Annotated in this window: 23 protein-coding genes; 5 read left to right on the forward strand and 18 right to left on the reverse strand. The window is 39.6% G+C overall.

The annotated features are described in order from the left end of the window. Positions 1-165: 165 nt before the first annotated feature. Entirely contained in the window at positions 166-645 is a 480-nt protein-coding gene (locus tag ABRT01_RS10350; RefSeq protein ID WP_269409362.1) for an N-acetyltransferase, read from the forward strand. A 96-nt stretch (positions 646-741) separates the two neighbouring features. Here the strand turns inward: ABRT01_RS10350 and ABRT01_RS10355 are convergent, their stop codons facing one another. The 3 genes from ABRT01_RS10355 to ABRT01_RS10365 form a co-directional block, all read right to left on the reverse strand. Beyond that, positions 742-1,221 carry an RsfA family transcriptional regulator gene (locus ABRT01_RS10355; protein ID WP_269409363.1) on the reverse strand — a complete coding sequence of 160 codons (480 nt, stop codon included), beginning with the start codon at positions 1,219-1,221 and terminating at the stop codon, positions 742-744. A gap of 154 nt (positions 1,222-1,375) precedes the next feature. Continuing rightward, positions 1,376-1,552 (reverse strand): 50S ribosomal protein L32, encoded by a 177-nt coding sequence (gene rpmF / locus ABRT01_RS10360; protein ID WP_269409364.1) that lies wholly within the window; start codon positions 1,550-1,552, stop codon positions 1,376-1,378. Positions 1,553-1,581: 29 nt separating this feature from the next. Beyond that, complete coding sequence (locus ABRT01_RS10365) at positions 1,582-2,112, reverse strand: YceD family protein (RefSeq protein WP_269412556.1); 531 nt, start codon at positions 2,110-2,112, stop codon at positions 1,582-1,584. Between the two features lie 169 nt (positions 2,113-2,281). Here ABRT01_RS10365 and ABRT01_RS10370 point away from each other — a divergent pair, with 169 nt between their 5' ends. Beyond that, positions 2,282-3,490, forward strand: coding sequence for a nucleotidyltransferase (locus tag ABRT01_RS10370; RefSeq protein ID WP_269409365.1), 1,209 nt, complete (start codon positions 2,282-2,284; stop codon positions 3,488-3,490). Between the two features lie 55 nt (positions 3,491-3,545). Here the strand turns inward: ABRT01_RS10370 and ABRT01_RS10375 are convergent, their stop codons facing one another. Then, complete coding sequence (locus tag ABRT01_RS10375; RefSeq protein ID WP_269409366.1) at positions 3,546-4,562, reverse strand: SepM family pheromone-processing serine protease; 1,017 nt, start codon at positions 4,560-4,562, stop codon at positions 3,546-3,548. A gap of 253 nt (positions 4,563-4,815) precedes the next feature. Here ABRT01_RS10375 and ylbJ point away from each other — a divergent pair, with 253 nt between their 5' ends. Then, the gene (gene ylbJ, locus ABRT01_RS10380) at positions 4,816-6,027 is read left to right on the forward strand and encodes a sporulation integral membrane protein YlbJ (protein WP_269409367.1); all 1,212 of its coding nucleotides are present in this window, start codon (positions 4,816-4,818) and stop codon (positions 6,025-6,027) included. A gap of 48 nt (positions 6,028-6,075) precedes the next feature. Here ylbJ and coaD read toward each other — a convergent pair whose 3' ends face one another. The 7 genes from coaD to ABRT01_RS10415 all read right to left on the reverse strand — a co-directional run bounded on the left by coaD (position 6,076) and on the right by ABRT01_RS10415 (position 10,229). Further along, a complete protein-coding gene (coaD, locus tag ABRT01_RS10385; protein ID WP_269409368.1) occupies positions 6,076-6,558 on the reverse strand; it encodes a pantetheine-phosphate adenylyltransferase in 483 nt (160 codons plus the stop codon). A 101-nt stretch (positions 6,559-6,659) separates the two neighbouring features. Next, positions 6,660-7,214, reverse strand: coding sequence for a 16S rRNA (guanine(966)-N(2))-methyltransferase RsmD (rsmD, locus tag ABRT01_RS10390; RefSeq protein WP_367747024.1), 555 nt, complete (start codon positions 7,212-7,214; stop codon positions 6,660-6,662). A 342-nt stretch (positions 7,215-7,556) separates the two neighbouring features. Then, a complete protein-coding gene (locus ABRT01_RS10395; RefSeq protein WP_269409370.1) occupies positions 7,557-7,832 on the reverse strand; it encodes a YlbG family protein in 276 nt (91 codons plus the stop codon). 58 nt (positions 7,833-7,890) lie between these two features. Then, positions 7,891-8,325: a YlbF/YmcA family competence regulator gene (locus ABRT01_RS10400; RefSeq protein WP_269409371.1), complete on the reverse strand. Its 435-nt coding sequence runs from the start codon at positions 8,323-8,325 to the stop codon at positions 7,891-7,893. 53 nt (positions 8,326-8,378) lie between these two features. Continuing rightward, positions 8,379-8,612 (reverse strand): YlbE-like family protein, encoded by a 234-nt coding sequence (locus ABRT01_RS10405; RefSeq protein ID WP_269409372.1) that lies wholly within the window; start codon positions 8,610-8,612, stop codon positions 8,379-8,381. Between the two features lie 12 nt (positions 8,613-8,624). After that, the gene (gene ylbD, locus ABRT01_RS10410) at positions 8,625-9,035 is read right to left on the reverse strand and encodes a YlbD family protein (RefSeq protein ID WP_269409373.1); all 411 of its coding nucleotides are present in this window, start codon (positions 9,033-9,035) and stop codon (positions 8,625-8,627) included. 117 nt (positions 9,036-9,152) lie between these two features. Next, complete coding sequence (locus ABRT01_RS10415) at positions 9,153-10,229, reverse strand: CAP domain-containing protein (RefSeq protein ID WP_367747028.1); 1,077 nt, start codon at positions 10,227-10,229, stop codon at positions 9,153-9,155. A 252-nt stretch (positions 10,230-10,481) separates the two neighbouring features. On the opposite strand from ABRT01_RS10415, the gene ABRT01_RS10420 reads away from it, so the two are divergent. Further along, on the forward strand, positions 10,482-10,847 hold the full coding sequence (locus ABRT01_RS10420; protein ID WP_269409375.1) for a YugN family protein: 366 nt from the start codon (positions 10,482-10,484) through the stop codon (positions 10,845-10,847). 69 nt (positions 10,848-10,916) lie between these two features. Here ABRT01_RS10420 and ABRT01_RS10425 read toward each other — a convergent pair whose 3' ends face one another. The 7 genes from ABRT01_RS10425 to cyoE all read right to left on the reverse strand — a co-directional run bounded on the left by ABRT01_RS10425 (position 10,917) and on the right by cyoE (position 17,527). Beyond that, positions 10,917-11,372: a DUF420 domain-containing protein gene (locus tag ABRT01_RS10425; RefSeq protein WP_269409376.1), complete on the reverse strand. Its 456-nt coding sequence runs from the start codon at positions 11,370-11,372 to the stop codon at positions 10,917-10,919. 151 nt (positions 11,373-11,523) lie between these two features. After that, positions 11,524-12,438 carry a cytochrome c oxidase assembly factor CtaG gene (gene ctaG / locus ABRT01_RS10430; protein ID WP_269409377.1) on the reverse strand — a complete coding sequence of 305 codons (915 nt, stop codon included), beginning with the start codon at positions 12,436-12,438 and terminating at the stop codon, positions 11,524-11,526. 169 nt (positions 12,439-12,607) lie between these two features. Beyond that, complete coding sequence (ctaF, locus tag ABRT01_RS10435) at positions 12,608-12,925, reverse strand: cytochrome c oxidase subunit IVB (protein ID WP_269409378.1); 318 nt, start codon at positions 12,923-12,925, stop codon at positions 12,608-12,610. 3 nt (positions 12,926-12,928) lie between these two features. Continuing rightward, positions 12,929-13,552: a cytochrome (ubi)quinol oxidase subunit III gene (locus ABRT01_RS10440; protein ID WP_269409379.1), complete on the reverse strand. Its 624-nt coding sequence runs from the start codon at positions 13,550-13,552 to the stop codon at positions 12,929-12,931. Between the two features lies 1 nt (position 13,553). Further along, positions 13,554-15,404: a cytochrome c oxidase subunit I gene (ctaD, locus tag ABRT01_RS10445; RefSeq protein WP_269409380.1), complete on the reverse strand. Its 1,851-nt coding sequence runs from the start codon at positions 15,402-15,404 to the stop codon at positions 13,554-13,556. Positions 15,405-15,458: 54 nt separating this feature from the next. After that, positions 15,459-16,511 carry a cytochrome c oxidase subunit II gene (coxB, locus tag ABRT01_RS10450; RefSeq protein ID WP_269409381.1) on the reverse strand — a complete coding sequence of 351 codons (1,053 nt, stop codon included), beginning with the start codon at positions 16,509-16,511 and terminating at the stop codon, positions 15,459-15,461. A 74-nt stretch (positions 16,512-16,585) separates the two neighbouring features. Beyond that, positions 16,586-17,527: a heme o synthase gene (gene cyoE, locus ABRT01_RS10455; protein ID WP_439649393.1), complete on the reverse strand. Its 942-nt coding sequence runs from the start codon at positions 17,525-17,527 to the stop codon at positions 16,586-16,588. Positions 17,528-18,063: 536 nt separating this feature from the next. Between cyoE and ABRT01_RS10460 the strand changes: the two genes are divergently transcribed. Continuing rightward, positions 18,064-19,026: a COX15/CtaA family protein gene (locus ABRT01_RS10460; RefSeq protein ID WP_367747033.1), complete on the forward strand. Its 963-nt coding sequence runs from the start codon at positions 18,064-18,066 to the stop codon at positions 19,024-19,026. The last annotated feature ends 34 nt before the right edge of the window (positions 19,027-19,060 follow it).

Here is a 19,060-nt window from a genome sequence, read left to right on the forward strand (position 1 = left end):
GAAACTAACCAATAATTTCATCTCATCTGTTTAAGAAAGGCGGATGTCATAACCATACAATGGCATTTAGTTTTTTGTGTTAACCGGTTTTATTTCATTCATGACCTATTTATATTATAATGTATATATATGAAAAGTTAGTTTTTTGACAAGGGGGAAATATAAATGAGCAGTATAAAAGTGGAGAGGCTGTTAATCAATTATAAAACATTAGAGGAATTTGAAAGATTTTCAGCCTATGGCAACCAGGAACTTTCCATGTTGGAGGATCTTCGAAACAATATCGTCGAAAACAATAGTGAGTCACCATTCTACGGGATTTATTATGGCAAGTCATTAGCTGCCCGTATGAGCTTGTACAAGGTAGACAAGAAACATGACCAATATTTCGAACCTCCCCAAGACTATTTAGTTCTGTGGAAACTGGAAGTTCTGCCAGGCTATCGCGGAAAAGGACTCGGAAAAGCATTGGTCGATTTTGCGAAACAGGAAAATATGCCTATTAAAACCAATCCTCTCATCAACTCTCAAGGTTTTTGGGAAAAAATGAACTTCAAAAAGGCAAAATACGAAATGGAACGTGATTTTGGCGAGAATCCATTAATTTGGATGCCTGAAGGGGTACACGAAAAAGAATCGAGATAAGAAGCATAGAAAAAGACATGAATGATAAAAATCTGTTCATGTCTTTTTGGTTTGCCAACTATTCATTTGGAAAATGCAAGACGGCTTGATTATGACTCATGTTTCTCTTTGATTGTTTACCCAATCCCACAGCTCCCCCATTTCCTTCCATGCTTCATGATAACGCTGGTTCATTGTTTTCAATGCTTCATTTTCCTTTTTTAAATGGGCAATAATTTCTTCCTGTTCCTGGTGTGTTAGCTGATTTTCCATCGAATAATTCCTTTTCATTTTTTCAAGTAATGATATCGCTGTGTCGATCGTATCTTTTTCATTATTTTCTGATGGGTCAACAACATTCTTTTTCCTACCTGCCTGTTTACGCTCCACCTTGGCTTGCTGAATCGCATCCTGATATGATTTCCTGATGGTTGCATTCCAGCGAAATCCACAAGCTGCGGATGTGCGCGATAATTGCTTAGCCACATCCTTGAACGCCTCTAGTTGCGTTTTTCCCTCTCTAATATAACGGATCACGGTCTCGGCCAGGATAATATCTTCGTCTTTTGTCCAAGCATCCTGTCGTGTCGCCTCCATAACACCCCTCCTTCACCATTGCTATAAAAAATGTATGCAATAAATAGGAGTGATAGACTAACTATTTTTTTAACAAAGGCGCAAGCGCCCATTTGAAAGAAGGACAACCTAGACAAAAAAACAGACCACTAATGTTAGTGATCTGCTTGGCCCATTACAGGCTGCTTACAACTTCCTTACCATCATAATGCCCACATGCTTGGCAAACATGGTGTGGTTTTGTCAATTCGCCACAGTTTGAGCATTCTATCAAGCCAGGTACGTGTAATTTTTTATGAGTACGACGCTGATTTTTCACTTTTTTGGAAGTTCTTCTCTTTGGTACTGCCATGACTTACACCTCCTTCAAATAAACGAATCCTATTTTTCCTTCTCATTATCATTCAATAAGGTCTTCAGTTTTTTCAAACGCGGATCAACCGGTTTTTCTTTGTTCTCTTCCGAAATTAAAGTCCATCCTTCACCTTCTGCCGGAGCATGCTCCATGGCATCTGCATCATCGGAAAACACACGAAACGGAACCTCTAATATGATATTTTCCTTTATATACGGAGTTAAGTCAAGTATTTCTCCATCAATTGGATGAATTTCATTTTCCTCTTCTTCCTTCCCATAATATCTGGAAAGTGTAAATACTTCATCCGTTTTTATGGTAAACGGATAAGGTACATCTACCAAGGTACGTGCACAAGGAAGAATCATTGTACCCTTGATGGTAAACGTGAAAATAAGCTGTTCTCCTTGTAATGTACATTCTCCAAAGACATGTACCGAACCAATTTCGCGAATGTCGTTGTTCATTGTTTCCAATTCAGAAACATCAACCATATTGTCGAATTCAAATGGTTCATTATAAGTACCTTGTTTGATCCGACTAACTGAGAATTTCATCTTCATCACCTCGAAAGAGCAACAAAAGTAATTTTAAAAGCAAACTGGACTTTTGTCAACATATTTTCTTTACAGATCACTTATACTATCCACTAGCTTACCCATGATGCGCTTATTCATAATTTCTGCTAAACTTAATGGTAACATACTAACCATAGGAGTGGAATAGATGAAAGCATGTGGGCTGATTGTTGAATATAATCCGTTTCATAACGGGCATCAGTATCATCTGAAAGAAGGACAAAAGATCACGAATGCCGAATGTATGATCGCGGTAATGAGTGGTAATTTCTTACAACGTGGGGAACCAGCCATTATCGACAAGTTTCATCGAACAATAGCTGCAATTAATAGTGGGATTGATATTGTTGCCGAACTTCCCTATGCATTTGCCGTACAAAGCAGTGATTTATTCGCCAAGGGTTCAGTCCTGACGTTGCATGCTTTAGGAGTTGATTCCATTTGCTTTGGTAGTGAATCCGGGAATGCGGATGACTTTGTTCAAGCATATCATACACTTACCGGCAAACAAGAACGATTTGATGAAAGCCTGAAACAGCAGTTGGCAGCGGGGCTTTCTTATCCGGAAGCAAGCCGTGTAGCCTATCAAAGTATTGGTTTACAACAAACGCGGATTGATTTAACGAAGCCAAATAATATTTTAGGGTTTAGCTATGTAAAAGAAATTATGAAAAACAATTTAGCGATTCAGCCAGTAACCATCAAGCGCCGTAAAAGTGGTTACCACGATAAAGCGATTACAAGTTCAATTGCCAGTGCAACGAGTATTCGCAGACAGCTTTTTGCCAGTAACTTTACCAAAGATGTCACTAAAGCAATCCCTGAGATAACCAGAGAACAACTGATTGATTATAAAAATATAGCGACTAGCTGGCATCATTGGGAGGCTTATTTTCCATTATTGCATTATCGTGTCCTAACCATGACAGAAGAAGAATTGGCTACGATCCAAGGCGTTGATGAAGGACTGGAATACCGGCTCAAAAAAACGGCAAAAGCTGCTGTTTCTTTTGAATCATGGGTGGAGGCAATCAAAACGAAACGGTACACCTGGACAAGACTGCAGCGAATGTTCGTTCACCTGCTGACCAACACTAAAAAACACGATATGTCTGGACTTAAAAATGGTTCTTCTATTCCTTATGTTCGCCTGCTGGGTCTTACACAAACCGGCAGAAAATATTTAAACCGTATCAAAAAACAAATGGATATACCGATCTTCACCAATCTGAGTCGCCAAATGCATCCATTGCTTCATATGGAGGAAAAGGCAAGTGCCGCCTATTACAGTATACTCCCGGCAATGGTCCAGGAATCCATGCGTAATCAAGAATTGCAGCCACCAATAATGGGATAGGAAAGGGAGCTGGGAGCAACGTTGATCAAGCCTCTCCAGCTCCCTTTTCATACATCTATTTCATATTCTCTAAATACTTCAGAGCATCATCGAATGTATCCACAGGGACAATTTTCATACTGGTACCAATTTCATCCGCAGTCTTTTTCGCTACCTTATAGTTGGAATTCTTGGCTCCATGTTCATTTGGTGCAAAAAACACCTTACATCCTTCTTTATCTGCGGCAATGACTTTTTTATCAATCCCCCCGATTCTTCCAACATTTCCATCGTAATCAATTTCCCCAGTTCCAGCAATTTGGTAACCATGGGTCAAATCTTCTTTGGTTAACTGGTCATATATCTCCAGTGAGAACATAAGCCCTGCACTTGGTCCACCAATACTTCCGCTGGAAAACTTGACTTTCGGTTTAACCGTGACATTGCGGTCTGTCACCAATTGGATCCCGACACCTGGCTTATCGTCCAATTCTTTAAGGTTTTTAAGCGTAATCTCTTTCGTTAATGTTTTATCATCCCGTACCAATGTCAGTGAAATCGTATCTCCTCCATGTTTACTGGTCACATAGGAAGTCAGTTCTTCCGCTTTTTTGATACCTTTTCCGTCTATTTTGGTAATACGATCGCCCATTTTCAATTTACCATCGGCAGGTAACCCTTTCATCACCCCGGCAACATAAACGCCATTGTATGTAATATGAATTTCCTTATTCGCGGCTTTATATGCAACCACAGTGGACGCTTCCTGTGAGCTCTCCATCATTTGCAGCTGTGCGTGATAATATTCTTCTTCATCAATTCCTTTCGGTAGCACTTCTTCCAACGGTACAACCTGATTATGTGGTAATAGCTTGGCAAAAACATATTGGATTGGTGTGGCCTGCCCTCCCCTCACCGTTACCAAATGCATATCACCAGCACTTTTGTAGCCGCCTTCAACCGAAACAATTGGATTCAGGGGATCTGCCCCACCTGGTTTATAAATATAATATGGCAGCTTATACGCTGATAAAAAAAAGGCAACAGCAATTACAATAAGTAAATATAGTAAGTGGCGTTTGGTAAATTTCAAAGTATAGCTCCTTTCATAGAGGATGTTCAAAAAGCCGGGCAAAAATGACACTTTAAACACGCGCTTCATAGGATATTTCTTTTATATATATAAAAAGTGTATGGCATAAATGCCGGGGGTATACGCGTATATTGATATAGACTCGTACAAAAATGATTAAATTTTTCCCATCCTTGGACAGAAGAACTAAAAAATATTTTACTACTAATAAAAAGAGAAGTACAGAGCCAGGACTTCACTAGGGGGCTTAACATTGAAACAAATCATAAAAACACTTGTTTTGGCCGGAATTACAGGTTTTATTGCATTTGCCATATTAACGGTGCCCGATCAAGCCTCCGAGGCGAGTATTCGTGGACTAAACATATGGTGGGAAAGTGTTTTTCCAACATTATTACCATTTTTCATTATTGCTGAATTATTAATTAGTTTCGGTGTAGTTAATTTTATTGGCGTACTTTGCGAACCAATCATGCGTCCGATTTTTAATGTACCCGGAGTCGGCAGTTTTGCCTGGATCATGGGAATGGTCAGTGGTTATCCGACCGGAGCGAAAATATCAACACATTTACGGGAAGAACAACAAATTTCCCAAATTGAGGCGGAGCGGCTTGTCACCTTCACCAACGCATCCAGCCCCTTATTCATTATTGGTGTTATCGCTGGCGGACTGTTTCATGACCTGAAACTTGGTGTTCTCCTGATTACGTGTCATTATATTGGCAATGCATTAGTCGGGTTTTGCATGCGTTTTTACGGCAGGAAACGTGAAAAAGGGAAAAAAACAAACAGAAAAAATAAGGTATCCTTAAAACGCGCGCTAAAGGAAATGCATCGTACCCGTTTAAATGATCCACGTCCATTTGGACAGGTTATCGGCGATGCTGTACTCAATTCTGTGAAAACACTGGTGATGGTTGGCGGATTTATAATCTTGTTTTCTGTATTCACGAAGCTATTATTCATCCTGGGCATCTCCCCGGTTATTGCCAGCGGATTCGATTTACTTTTCAAGGCTCTCATGCTCCCGGTAGAATTAACACTGCCATTCTTATCCGGGTTATTCGAAATTACTTTAGGATCACAAATGATATCACAAATCTCGATTAATAACCTGCTCGCCCAGATGATCATTGTCAGTTTTATTCTTGGCTTTCATGGACTATCTGTACAAGCACAGGTATCCAGTATTATTGCAAAAACAGATATTCGTTTTGCCCCATATTTTTTCGCTCGTTTTCTGCACGCTATTTTCGCCAGTATCTTAACCATTATTTTATATAAACCATTGTACGTAAACCGACAAGCGTTTGAACTGGAAAGCACACCGGTTTCAGCCGATGCAACCCAAAATTTCTGGATAATGGCAAGGAATATATTAACCCATACCGGCCCAATTACCACGATCATTTTTTTAGCAATATCTGCCTTGCTTCTATACCGACGAAATATGACTAGCAAATAAGGTTAAGTAAAATAGATGCTACAGCACCAGGCTGCAGCATCTATTATTTTATACGTCGAATTTGGCTTTTAAGGCATTTTCCACGACTTTTGGCACAATGTCAGAAACATCCGCTTGATATTTCGCAACCTCCTTGACAATACTCGAACTGAGGAAAGAGTATTGATTATTGGTCATCATAAAGAATGTCTCAATGTTTTTATCCAACTTTCGGTTCATGGATGTGATTTGCAGTTCATATTCAAAATCACTGACAGCACGTAATCCACGTAAGATAACCTGGGCTTGCTGCTCTCTGGCATAATCAATTAATAATTCAGCACTTGAGTCAACAGAAACATTTGACAAATCCCTCGTGGTCTCCTGTAATAACTGGATCCGTTCGTCAACGGTAAACAATGGTGCCTTAGATTGATTATTAAATACAACGACAATCACGTGATCAAAAATTTTCGCCCCACGCTGAATGATATCCAAATGTCCATATGTAACCGGGTCAAAACTCCCCGGACAAATTGCTAACCTGCTCATTTTATCTACATCTCTCCTATTTTTTAAATGGACGCTATATGAAGAAGTAACCTCAATCTGAATGTACAACATATTAAACTTAACGTTAGCCTGCAGATTTTTTAAGTATGTTGATAAATAGTAACGCCGGTGGTTCCTCCATAGTTTTCCTGTTTCAAAATGGAGAAGTGCCGCAGATCATCTGGCATAGAAGCCACTGTATCATGCTCACAATAAATAATACCATGACCGTTTATTAACTCCAAAGATTCAATCGTATGTAGAATTTGAAAGTAGTCCGCCTTTTTGTATGGCGGGTCAATTAAAATCAAAGCAAATTGCAGCTCTCTTTTTTTGACAGCCTGTAGTGACCGATACGCATCGGCACGAAACACCTCCGCCTTTTGCTCCAATTCCATTGTCCTTAAATTTTGCCTAATGGTTTGAATCGCCTTAGGATCTTTATCAACAAAAACGGTTCTTTCCATTCCTCTGCTGAGTGCTTCAATCCCTAATGATCCGCTGCCGGCAAATAAGTCGAGACACAAACCTCCAGAAAAAAACGGGCCAATCATATGAAACACCGCTTCTTTCACCTTATCAGTAGTAGGCCTGGTAGATGTTCCCGGGACCGCTTTCAGTTGGCGACCTTTCTTCGCGCCTGCTATCACTCTCATTATTACCACCTCAAAAGCTTGTCCCCGACATTTTACCACAAAATAATCGATCAAGCGACTGTTGTTTTTTGCTAGCCTTTACTAGTCTGACCCGTATTCATTTATTCGAGAAAAAATTCCCGTAACATGTATATATTTTTTCTTATCGTCCATAATAACATAACGAGACAGCTAATACTTAGCTTGGTTGTTTCAAAACACGGAGAAGACTTACATTTCCCCATAAGTTCTTCCTCCGGTTTCTCCTCTCCCTTTGCCTTTTTGTTTTCGAACAGAAAGCAAAAAGACCTGCAGAGTTTTTCTGCAGGTTTTCTTTTTGTCCGATAACCCTATGTAGGGGTCCTATATTCCCATTTTATAATCATATTCCTTTGCTTTATCAGGTTTGGCGTTTTCAAAGTTTGTCCGGATAAAGGGCTTATGCGATCGATCAATCTTTGACACAAAATTTAATTTGAGCAGTTTTTTTTCGGTATCTTCCACGTCCTCCTGGTTCACATATAAAACCGCATATTTTAATTTCTTGGAAGCATAAATAATATGTCCATACCGTTTAATCTGTCTCAAGTTTTTCATATGCTGAAACCAGACTATTATTCCTTGACGTTTTGTTTGCAAATGATAGCCCTCCCTTGCAACCTGGCTGGGCAAGTGATATTAGCTTTTGATCCAATGATCACGAAGCACGGCAACCGCATTTTCCGCCGCTACCACAGCCGCCATCACTTAATGCTGCACCATCTTTTGGCGCCTTAATATCTTTACTTACGCTTTCTGCAATATACTGACTAATCTCATCGAGCAGTTTTTGCAGGTTTCGTTCAGCAACCTTATATGCAGCAACTTTTTCATGCATATCCATTGCCCGTTTTGTTTGGCGTACCTGCTTCATTATCTGATTATAGTCAGGATGGTATCTTCCAAACCGTTGTACATCCTCATAATGGGATTTTATATTGGTAAAAGCTTGAATTAACTGCTGTGCTTCTTTATTATTTTCCATCTCATATCGGGATCGCATGTAAGCTTCCATCACATCCGATTTTAGAACTATCTGGCCAAGAGATTCAGCACGGTCAAGGATGTCTACATACTCCATCGTTCCAATCATATGAGTCACCTCCACCGCTATCATAACATGGATCGGTGGATTATTAAAGCTGGTCAATCCCTCATCGAATCGGCAAATTGCATCAGCATCCTCGCCATTTGTACGGAATCACCAACTTTTTCAAGTCGCTGCGAAAATGTTTTTCCATAAAATTGTTTAGCGGCTGTCTCCAGTTCGGACAAGTTTTTTGGATCCCTTGCAAGATACCTGTACCATATCGGATTCAGTCGGACAAAACGCAATAACTCGGGACGTGAACATAAATATTGATAACATACAGCCTGCATCTATTTCACCTCTTAATCCCGAAACCAATTATTAAATGGGCTGGATTGATTTTTAGGTTCAGGAGTTGACTTTTTATTTTCTTGAAATTGACCAATTAATTCCTGGACGGTCGCAATCGTCGAACTCAGCTGTGTCACCTGTTGTTGGACCTTATCCATATCGACCTTTTCCGCCATTTTCATTAATTGGCCAAATAGTTCAGATTGCTTTGATTTTCCTTGTTCCTCGGTACTTTTGCTATCACTTTCTTCATCCATTTCCTTGTATTGGGACCAATATGGATCGTCTTCACCAAGCAACACCCATTTTTCGTATGGTTCTTGCCAGGACTTTCCGCTTTTCCTGATGTCTTTTACTAATCCAGGATGTCTTGACAAAAAATCCTTAAATTCCCGAACCGTCGGATGTAATTTATCTTCCATTTGTTCTCACCTCATCGACAGTATCTGTTACTTATTAATTTATGACACCGCCCCAGTTTCTGTGAGAAAAAACAAAGGAGAGACCTGACGAATTTGTTCTAAGAAACAGAGTCAGATTTACGGAATCTCAATGAAATTTTGTGTGTAATACAAATGATACACGCCAACACCTAAATGCGTATAATCATCATTTAATAATGCTTTACGGTGACCTTCACTATTCAGCCAGCCTTCCATCGCGGCTGGTGCATCCGGATATTGGGCAGCGATATTTTCACCTGCAGTTGCATAATGAACTTTCTTCTCTGCCAAACGTTCCTTAAGGCCGTTGCCATTTTTACTATAATGGGAGAAATAATCATTTTTTGACATGTCCTCACTGTGAAGAAAGGCAACTTCACTGACAGTTTTATTCCACGCTACTTTTGATTTATCAAACTGACTGCGCATGACATTTGTAATATCAAAAATTTGCTGTTCCATGCCTGATTCAACCTCTTGCCATTCTTTGTCCGATAATTCCGGCACATCTGGCAATCCACCACGATATTCGATTTGGTATGCTCGTTGCTTTAATAGACTATCGGCTGTTAAAATACGAATCGAGGACAACTTATCGGTAAAGGTATCAAAATAGCACTGAACAAACAGATTATCCGCTATTTTCGCCAACGGCCGCATTTTCATATCCTCATCGTTTAAATGAAAGGTATAGCTTTTAACACCGTCTTTATATGTCATATCTTTTTTGAAGGAAAACTGCTCATTGACCGCATCATACGATTGACCAACGTAAATGGGATCGATTGATAGATCGTCTCCTGTGGCATAGACGGTAGTAACCTTATCGTCCTCAACGCCAAATTGAATATATTGATCCTGTTTATCTGTATACACCCACCAGTCGTATCCATATGCACTTTTGTCGATTCTGACGGGTTTCCCAAAGTTTTCAGTTAATTGATCCTTTGTTTTTCCGACCCATTGAAATAGATCGCCCTTTACCGTTATTTTAGACAATTTACTTTCCGGAACCGATTTTGATTTCGTCATACTCTTTTTCTGATCTAACATATTGCCCATGTCATGAACTGCTTCATCCGGGGTCAGGTCGTTTTTCGCTAACAGATAAAACCCACCCAGTGCCAGCACAAAAAGAATGATAAAAGCGATAAATGCCCGAATAAGACGCATAGCTTTGCTCCCTTCAATAATTAATATCCATTCATTATATTCCTTCGTCGACCTATTCTGCCTTGATTGCATTTTATTGCAAAGCCCACGTAAAAATGATACTTTAAATTTTAAAAACAGACTTATTATATTTAGTCCCTACAATTATAACAAACAAAATAAAAACACCGAAAAAAACCGCTTTAATTTGCAACTGACGGGATTTCGTACTATTATTGTTTTAGTGAGTGATAATTGAGTGAGGTGTAAAACATGAGATTTGAAAATACTGGAATAGAAGATGCAGTTGTTGATTTAAAACCATTGGATCACTTAATGGGAAAACATGCTTTCATTCGCGCTGGTCAATGGGATTATGAGCGTGTCACGTACGATTACAAGATTAATTCCAAGGAGAAAAATATTACATATTACATACGTATTCAAGGATACGCTCTTGAAGGGGACGTGGATCGCGGGAATGCTGTCATTAAACTAATGACCCCACTGCTTGGCAAACATTACTATCCACATGGGGTTGAGTACGGCGAAGAAGAAAATTTCCCGCAAAATCTGATTGAGCGTGCGAAGGGACTTGTTGAAAAAGTAGGACAAGAAATAGAACAATATAAAAAATAAACTGCACAAAAACATTTAAAAGGTGTGAAAGCGACCGTTGCTCTCACACCTTTTTATGTCCAGCTTTTACTAAATACCTAGTATAGCCTTAAGCATACTTGTTGTTTCTCCACCTTTATAAAATACATACAAAAGCAGGTAAACAACAACCCCGGTGATTGCTGAAAAAAACCAAATGATACTCGTAACCGGACCTATCTTTCTGTGGATACGTATTCTCCGTTTTAAGGCAAGTGTTATGGTTACAATTCCAAAAATGGCACCGACCGTTGCTAAAAATATGTGGAATATCAAAAAAATAGTATAATATATTTTAATATTTTCCGGTCCGCCAAAACTGGTATTGCCAATAAACACTGTTCTGGAAGCGTAAATAATAAAGAAAAGCAATGCGCTAATGGCCGCGGAAATCATCGTCCATTTGTGTGCCTTTCGTTTATCTTTTGCAATTAGCACCCAGCCAATCGCTACTAAAATGGCGCTTAAAACAATAAAAAACGTACTTAGTGTTGGCAAAAATGGCATTTATCTATTTCCTTTCCTACAATAAAATAAAGTGAAACTTAATCAGCAGGGGTTTCTTTATTCCCCACTTTTGTTCGTCTCCAGTAACACTTCGATAAAGTAAAAGCTGTAATCCAGTTGTTTAGATTACAGCTTTCAGCAGCATAATCGCTTACGATCTGGCACCATCCGGATGCGGGTCTGGTAATGGATCCACCTTAAGGCTTTCCCTTGTGAACCAAGAAAAGAACACCCGACCCAGAATGATTCCATAGGTGATTTCCTGCATAAGCTTCATGATAATACCACCAAGTTGCTGATCCTCCATCGTACTCATTGGCGAGAACATTTCCGGTCCCGTAATGGTAGATGTTGTTAAACCTTGCATTACATCCCCCGGAACACATAATGCCAATGCCTGCATCCATGCCCCGCTCTCTGAATAAGCAGCATACAACGGAGCATCCGCAAAAATAATAAGGACACAAGCTGGTGTAATGAGCACACCATTGGCGAAAATATAACCGATCTTGAGTATTGGAGAAAGCTTATTAAATTCTTTTAACGGTGTCAAAACCGGGAACCACACGATAAACGCTGCGACCAAAATAATCAAACCGAACACTGTATGTGCAACAGGCGATTCTTTGGAAAAATCAAAGACTGCCGGTATATGATAAAGCGAAAATAATGTATTAAACAGTAATAATGAGATGATCGGTTTGGTCAACAATTTAAGAACTGGGTGTATTACCGGTAAATGGACAAACCAATTCCAAATCCAAACTGGAATTCCCTTGATCATGAGAATCGGAAACACGAGAAAATAAATAGCCAGCTGAGCCATATGTGCCGTCAACATGATATGGGATAATAGATCAATCGGACTGCCTTTTACCACATATAAAAGCAACATGCCCACATAAAACATGATCTGCTGTTTTCCGGTTGGTTTTTCTTCCACACCAAAACGATGTCTAAAACGAATGGTTATTAAATAATAGGCCAAACAAAGTCCGACTATAAAGATCATATAATAAGGACTCCACAAGGCCCGAAAACCAAATATTTGTAGTTCCAACCACATCTTAACTCACTCCATACTAAATGGCATCTATCATTATTATAACGTATTTTAGCAAAATGAAACATATTTTGATGTGACAAAAATAGAACAAAAATGATGAAGATCAGTTCTGAGAAATCTTTTGGAAAAACAAAAGACCAGGAAATAATCCCAGTCTTTTGTTTAGCGCTCACCACCAGGTGGTTAACGCCAGGCCAGCAATTGCCAATAATGCAGCCCAAACGCCACCATAAATCATCACGGATTGCATTGTATGACCTTCTTGCTTCAGGTGCATAAAATAATAAAATTGAAAACCAACCTGAACGACCGCAAGTGTTATAAGGATGGGAATTGCAATTATCTTATCCATTCCCGTCAGAACAACAACAAAAGCAAGAATGGTAAATGCAATCATGAGCGCAAAACTGATTAATTGCTGCTGCATCTCCTCTTTATTCTTTTGTCTGCGAAACGATTCTAGTTTGGAACCAGTGTTATCTGTCATGGATTAACCCACCTTTCCCATTAGATATACTACGGTAAAAATGAAAACCCAAACAACATCAATAAAGTGCCAATACAGGCTCCAGATATAGAATTTTGGCGCATTGTACAAGTTCAATTTACGCTTGGCGTTACGTACCAACAAGGAAATGGCCCAAAACAGACCGAATATCACGTGCCCGCCATGAAAGCCCAACAGTGCATAAAACGATGAACCAAATGCTGATGAGCGGAATGAAAAGCCATAATGCGTAATATAATGGGTAAACTCGTAAAGTTCACAGCCCACAAATCCAAACCCGAGAATAATGGTAATGACAAGCCAAAGAACCATTTTTCCATAGGCATTATTTTTCATATGGTAAATCGCATAAACACTTGTAAGTGAACTTGTCAGCAACAGAACGGTCATAAGAAATACCAGCCCTAAACCAAATATGTCTTTACCGGAAGGGCCATCCGCTGTTGAATTGTGCAATGCCAAGTATGTTCCAAATAAGCAAGCAAATAGAACTGTTTCACCACCAAGGAAGAACCAAAATCCTACAGATTTATTTTTACCTTCAAGGGTGGCTTTTTCCGGCTCATGTGGCATGGTTTCCGGATTTAACGTATGATCGTGACTCATATTAATCAGCCTCCCTTTCAAGTTCTTCTTTCGTGATATGGTAACCGAGATCATCTTTCATGGATCGAACGAACATCATTGCTGCTGAAAAGGCCAAGCCTCCGATCATCACGATAAGCCATGCTTTATTGTCCGTTTGATAAATGAAACCAAAGCCGGAAATAAATAACCCCAACGAGAACAGGAATGGCAAGAATGAACCGTTCGGCATATGAATATCACCCAATGGTTCAGCTGGTGTTATTTTTCCATTGCCGTCCATTTTTTCAATCCATAACGGATCGAGTCCACGCACAAGCGGTGTTTGTTTGAAATTATAATGTGCCGGTGGTGATGCAGTTGCCCACTCCAGCGTACGTCCATCCCATGGATCGTCCGGCGCTTTTGGGCCACGGGCTGTGACAATCACATTAATGACAAACACAATAACCGCAAACGCCATAAATAAGGCACCAATGGTACTGATTAAGTTACCTGTTTCCAAATGGTCACCGGCGTGGAACACCCAATATCGGCGTGGCATACCCATTAAACCAAGGAAATGCTGGATAAAGAAAGTCAAATGGAATCCGATAAAGAATGTCCAGAATGTTAGTTTACCCAATCCTTCATGTAAAATTCGGCCAAACATTTTCGGCCACCAATAATGTAAACCAGCAAAAATACCAAAGATTGTACCTCCAACAATAACATAGTGGAAGTGTGCAACAACAAAATACGTATCATGGTATTGGTAGTCGGCGGCAACAGTTGCAACCATTACCCCGGTCATTCCACCTATAGTAAATGATGGAATAAAACCCAGTGCCCATAGCATCGCGGAATTAATCGTGATATTTCCGCCCCACAATGTGGCAAGCCAGCCAAAGATCTTGATACCGGTTGGAACAGCAATTGCCATTGTAGCCAAAGAGAAAATGGTGTTTGCTACAGGCCCTAAACCAACGGTAAACATGTGGTGAGCCCAAACCATAAAACCAAGGAACGCGATCAGTATTGTTGCAAATACCATTGCAGTATATCCGAACAAACGCTTTTTCGCAAAGGTTGAAAATACATCACTAAACACGCCGAATAACGGTAAGATCAGAATGTAAACTTCCGGATGTCCGAATACCCAGAATAAGTGTTGCCAAACAATGGTATTACCACCTAACGATACATCGAAAAACGCTGTATCGAACATACGGTCAAACATAAGCAGAAACAAGCCGACCGTTAAAGCTGGAAATGCAAACAAGATTAACACACTTGCAATAAATGCTGCCCAGGTAAACAAAGGCATCCGCATATATGTCATCCCAGGTGCCCGCATATTAACAACAGTAACAAGAAAGTTAATACCGCCGATTAATGTACCCGCACCAGCAATCTGTAACCCAATAACATAGTAATCGACACCGTGTCCGGGCGAAGTAGTTGATAACGGGGCATATCCAGTCCATCCTGAGTCAGGAGCGCCTCCCAGGAACCAACTACAGTTAAGAATCAATCCACCAAACAAAAATAACCAAAAGCCCAATGAATTTAAAAATGGAAACGCCACATCTCTTGCACCAATTTGTAGTGGAACAGCCACATTCATTAAAGCAAATATTAACGGCATAGCTGCTAGAAAGATCATCGTTGTTCCGTGCATGGTAATGAGTTCGTTATACGTACCAGCACTAACAAAATCGTTATCTGGTTTAATTAATTGAATACGAATTAACATGGCTTCGATTCCGCCGAACAGGAAGAATATACCACCGGCAATCAAATATAATTGCGCAATTTTTTTATGATCGACAGTCGTTAAATAATCCCATAATACAGCGCCAAAGCCCCTTTTTTGAGTAGCTGCAATACTCACTACTTTAACCTCCCTTATACATTTTCCATCCCTTTAAAATGTTGTCTTTATCTCTTATTCACCGGCACTTTCCGGTGTAACCTTTGAAGGTTTTAGTTCCATGAGATAATCTGCAATTTTGCTTGCTTCATCTTTTGAAAGCTCTGGATAATTACCAGACATTTTGTTTCCCGGTTTAATCGAATCAGGGTCCATAATCCAATCGACAACATTTTCTTTCGTATTGTCCAATACCCCGGCAACTTTGGTACGGTTACCGAAATCAGTCAGGTTTGGACCTACTTGAACCGGTGATGAGCCAACTGCGTGACATCCCATACAGTTGTTATCCTGGAATAATTTTTCTCCCTCTTTCGCCGTTTTACTACCGGCAACAGCATCGGGATCAACGTCCTTCATGTCACTTACCCATTGATCAAACTTATCCGGACTTACAGCAATAATTTTAAAGTCCATCAAGGAGTGGGCAGGTCCACAAAACTCAGCACATTTTCCCCAGTAAACGCCCTCTTCATTGACCTCAATATACATTGTATTTTCGTTTTCCGGGTTCACGTCCATTTTACCTGCGATACTTGGCACCCAGAAGGAGTGAATGACATCAGACGATTTCATATTCAGATATACTTTCTCGCCAGTTGGAACATATAAATCCTGACTTGTTTGAATATCTTCTCCTTTATAATTAAAATGCCACCAATATTGGTTTCCGGTAACTTCCACATTCAAGTGATCTTTTTCACCTTTTGTACTTGCCAGATCAAATGTTGCTATTGTTGTCGGAACAGCAATAATTATTAAAAGGATAATCGGGATAATCGTCCAGACCGTTTCCAATGTTCTATTCCCTTCTACCTGTTTAGGGATAAAATCTTCTTTTCCTTTTTTCTTACGGAAACGAATTAATACGGTAATATACACGATTGCAACAACCAAAAGCACCAAAGACATCACAACTGTTGTCAGGATAATTAAATGTAATGATGTCTCTGCACCATACCCTTTTGGTTTTAAGGCAGTTAAATTTTCTCTGCCACATCCCGCTAATACGAGAGCTAGTAAGCCTAACAAACTTAACGCCCTGAATTTTCCCATCCAACCTTTCATGTATTTATACCTCTCTTTCTCTTTTATTTCTTCCTTATTTAAAAATTATTTAAGGACATTATCAAAAACGTTGTTCAACTGAAGGGGAAATTAATTGTGACAATAACCATTAGTAAAAAGAGAATGGTTAAATAATTTAATGAATAAATAAACATCAAATTTGCCCACTTAAGATCGCTTTTCATAAAAAATCCGCCAATACCCAGTACGAGCCAACCGACATTAAGCAATGTCGCAATCACCAAAAAGGTTGTTCCAAGTGATGATAAGTAAAATGGCAGTGGCAATAAACATGCCGTATATACAACCATTTGCCGCTTTGTAAATGCAAATCCATGAACAACCGGAAGCATTGGGACACCTGCAGCCTTATATTCTTTGCATTTTTTCATTGCCAATGCAAGAAAGTGTGGTGTTTGCCAGATAAACATAATCAAAAACAACACGATTGCTGCGATGTGAAGATCAGGATCAATAGCCGCCCAGCCAATTAATGGGGGTACTGCACCGGAAAAGCTTCCAACGACTGTGTTCAAGGTATATCTTCGTTTTGTCCACATCGTATAAAAAACGACATATACAAGCCAGCCAAACAAGGCAAACATAGCAGCCGTAAACGTTGTGAAAAGCAATAAAATAATACCGAGAGCGGTGGACATAATTCCCATTGTCAATGCCTGATTTAAGCTAATAGATCCCGTAACGGTCGGACGCGTTTTGGTCCGTGCCATGACCGGATCGATATCAACATCATACCAATTGTTCAACATACAGCCGCCGGCAATGACCAACGCGGTTCCTGCCATGGTTAACAGAAAAACGTGCCAATTACCCCAAAAGCTGGCGCCGGTAAAATGCAATGCCAGCCAAAATCCGGTAAATGTAGTAATTAAATTAGAATTGACGATACCCATTTTCGCAAGCGACTTCATATCGGAAAAAAATGTCGAATCCACATTCCCGGCGTCAGCAAGCTTCCCCATTATTTGTGAAGTTGTTGTTTCTGCTTTATTCAAATTACTATATCCCCCCTTCCGATTCCCCGCAAAAAGGCATAATTGTACATCAATACTCTTAGAGGGTGCAGCTATCGGAGCCTGTTCAAATCAGATTAATCTTCTTCTTTGAACATTCGATATCACTAATATTCCCTAAAGTATCCAAACTATTATCCTAATTGTACCATGGAATTGTATTACATTCTATCTCACTACGTGTGGTTCCTTTCATTTTTGCACTAATAAAAATGACAACTTTGTGAACGATGGGCAAAAATAATAAAAGGCATGACACCTTCATTGGTAAAAACTAACATTTATGTAACAGAACCAGGTACCGTGATGGAAATCTTAACAAATATCCCCTACAATATTTCTAGCAAACAAAGTTCTTTTTTGCAAGGTTTTTTTATTTTTCATGGTGAAAACGGTTCTATACCATGTTAAGATGACAATTATGTGTTATTTGTCGAATAAACATTGCTATCAACAGCTCTTTAGTATTACTATATTGTTATTGTATATTTTATCTGATTAAAAGCGAGGCATTATGTATGATACGAATACTAAAATGGCTATCAGTCGTTTCCGCACTTGGGATGGTCTTTGTTCTGATCGGAGGGGCTTTGGTAACAAAAACAGATTCAGGTATGGGTTGCGGTGCAAGCTGGCCATTGTGTGAAGGCAAATTCATGCCAACGGATATTACACCGGAACTTGTTATAGAGCTTAGCCATCGAATGATATCCGGTATTATGGGTGTCGTTGTGCTATTACTATCATTTTTATCATGGAAATATCTTGGGCATATTCGGGAAGTAAAATTTCTGTCGTTCATGTCCAGTTTCTTTCTGATTTTACAGGCGCTCATTGGTGCTGCTGCAGTGATCTGGAATCAATCCGACTTCGTAATGGCAGCCCATTTTGGGATTTCGCTTATTTCGTTTACGGCGATTTTTCTACTTATGTTATTAATTTTTGAGGTTGACAAAAAATTCGATACCGCCTCACTTCACATCGCCAAGCGGCACCGTATCGAAATTTACATGATTACGATTTATACGTTAATCGTCGTTTATACCGGTGCGCTTGTTCGACATACGAATGCCAGCTTAGTATGTGGGGATTGGCCTTTTTGTCGAAATGATGAACCATTGGCAGCGTTAAATTTTGTTCAATGGGTTCAAATGGGGCATCGACTGTTTGCTGGTATCTTGTTTATTTGGACAGTTGTACTATTCATTAGAGTAATCAAAAATTACCGGCAAAACCGGGTTATGTTTTGGGGTTGGGTTGCCACAATGTCATTAATCGTGTTACAGGTCTTCTTTGGAGCCATGGTCATTTTCACCCAGCTAAATTTGGGAATTTCTTTAATGCATGCGTTTGTTATATCCTTATATTTCTCCATGCTGAGTTATTTCGTGTTACTCGCCACACGATGTGCCAAATATGAGAAAGAAAATGAATCCAATATTGAAGGAGAAAGAGGCTGGGACATAACTAGCCAAAAATAGTAAATAAAAAGGTTCCAAGCAAATCAAAAGTTTG

Source organism: Lentibacillus sp. L22 (assembly GCF_040812445.1).
Taxonomy (GTDB): domain Bacteria; phylum Bacillota; class Bacilli; order Bacillales; family Amphibacillaceae; genus Lentibacillus_C; species Lentibacillus_C daqui.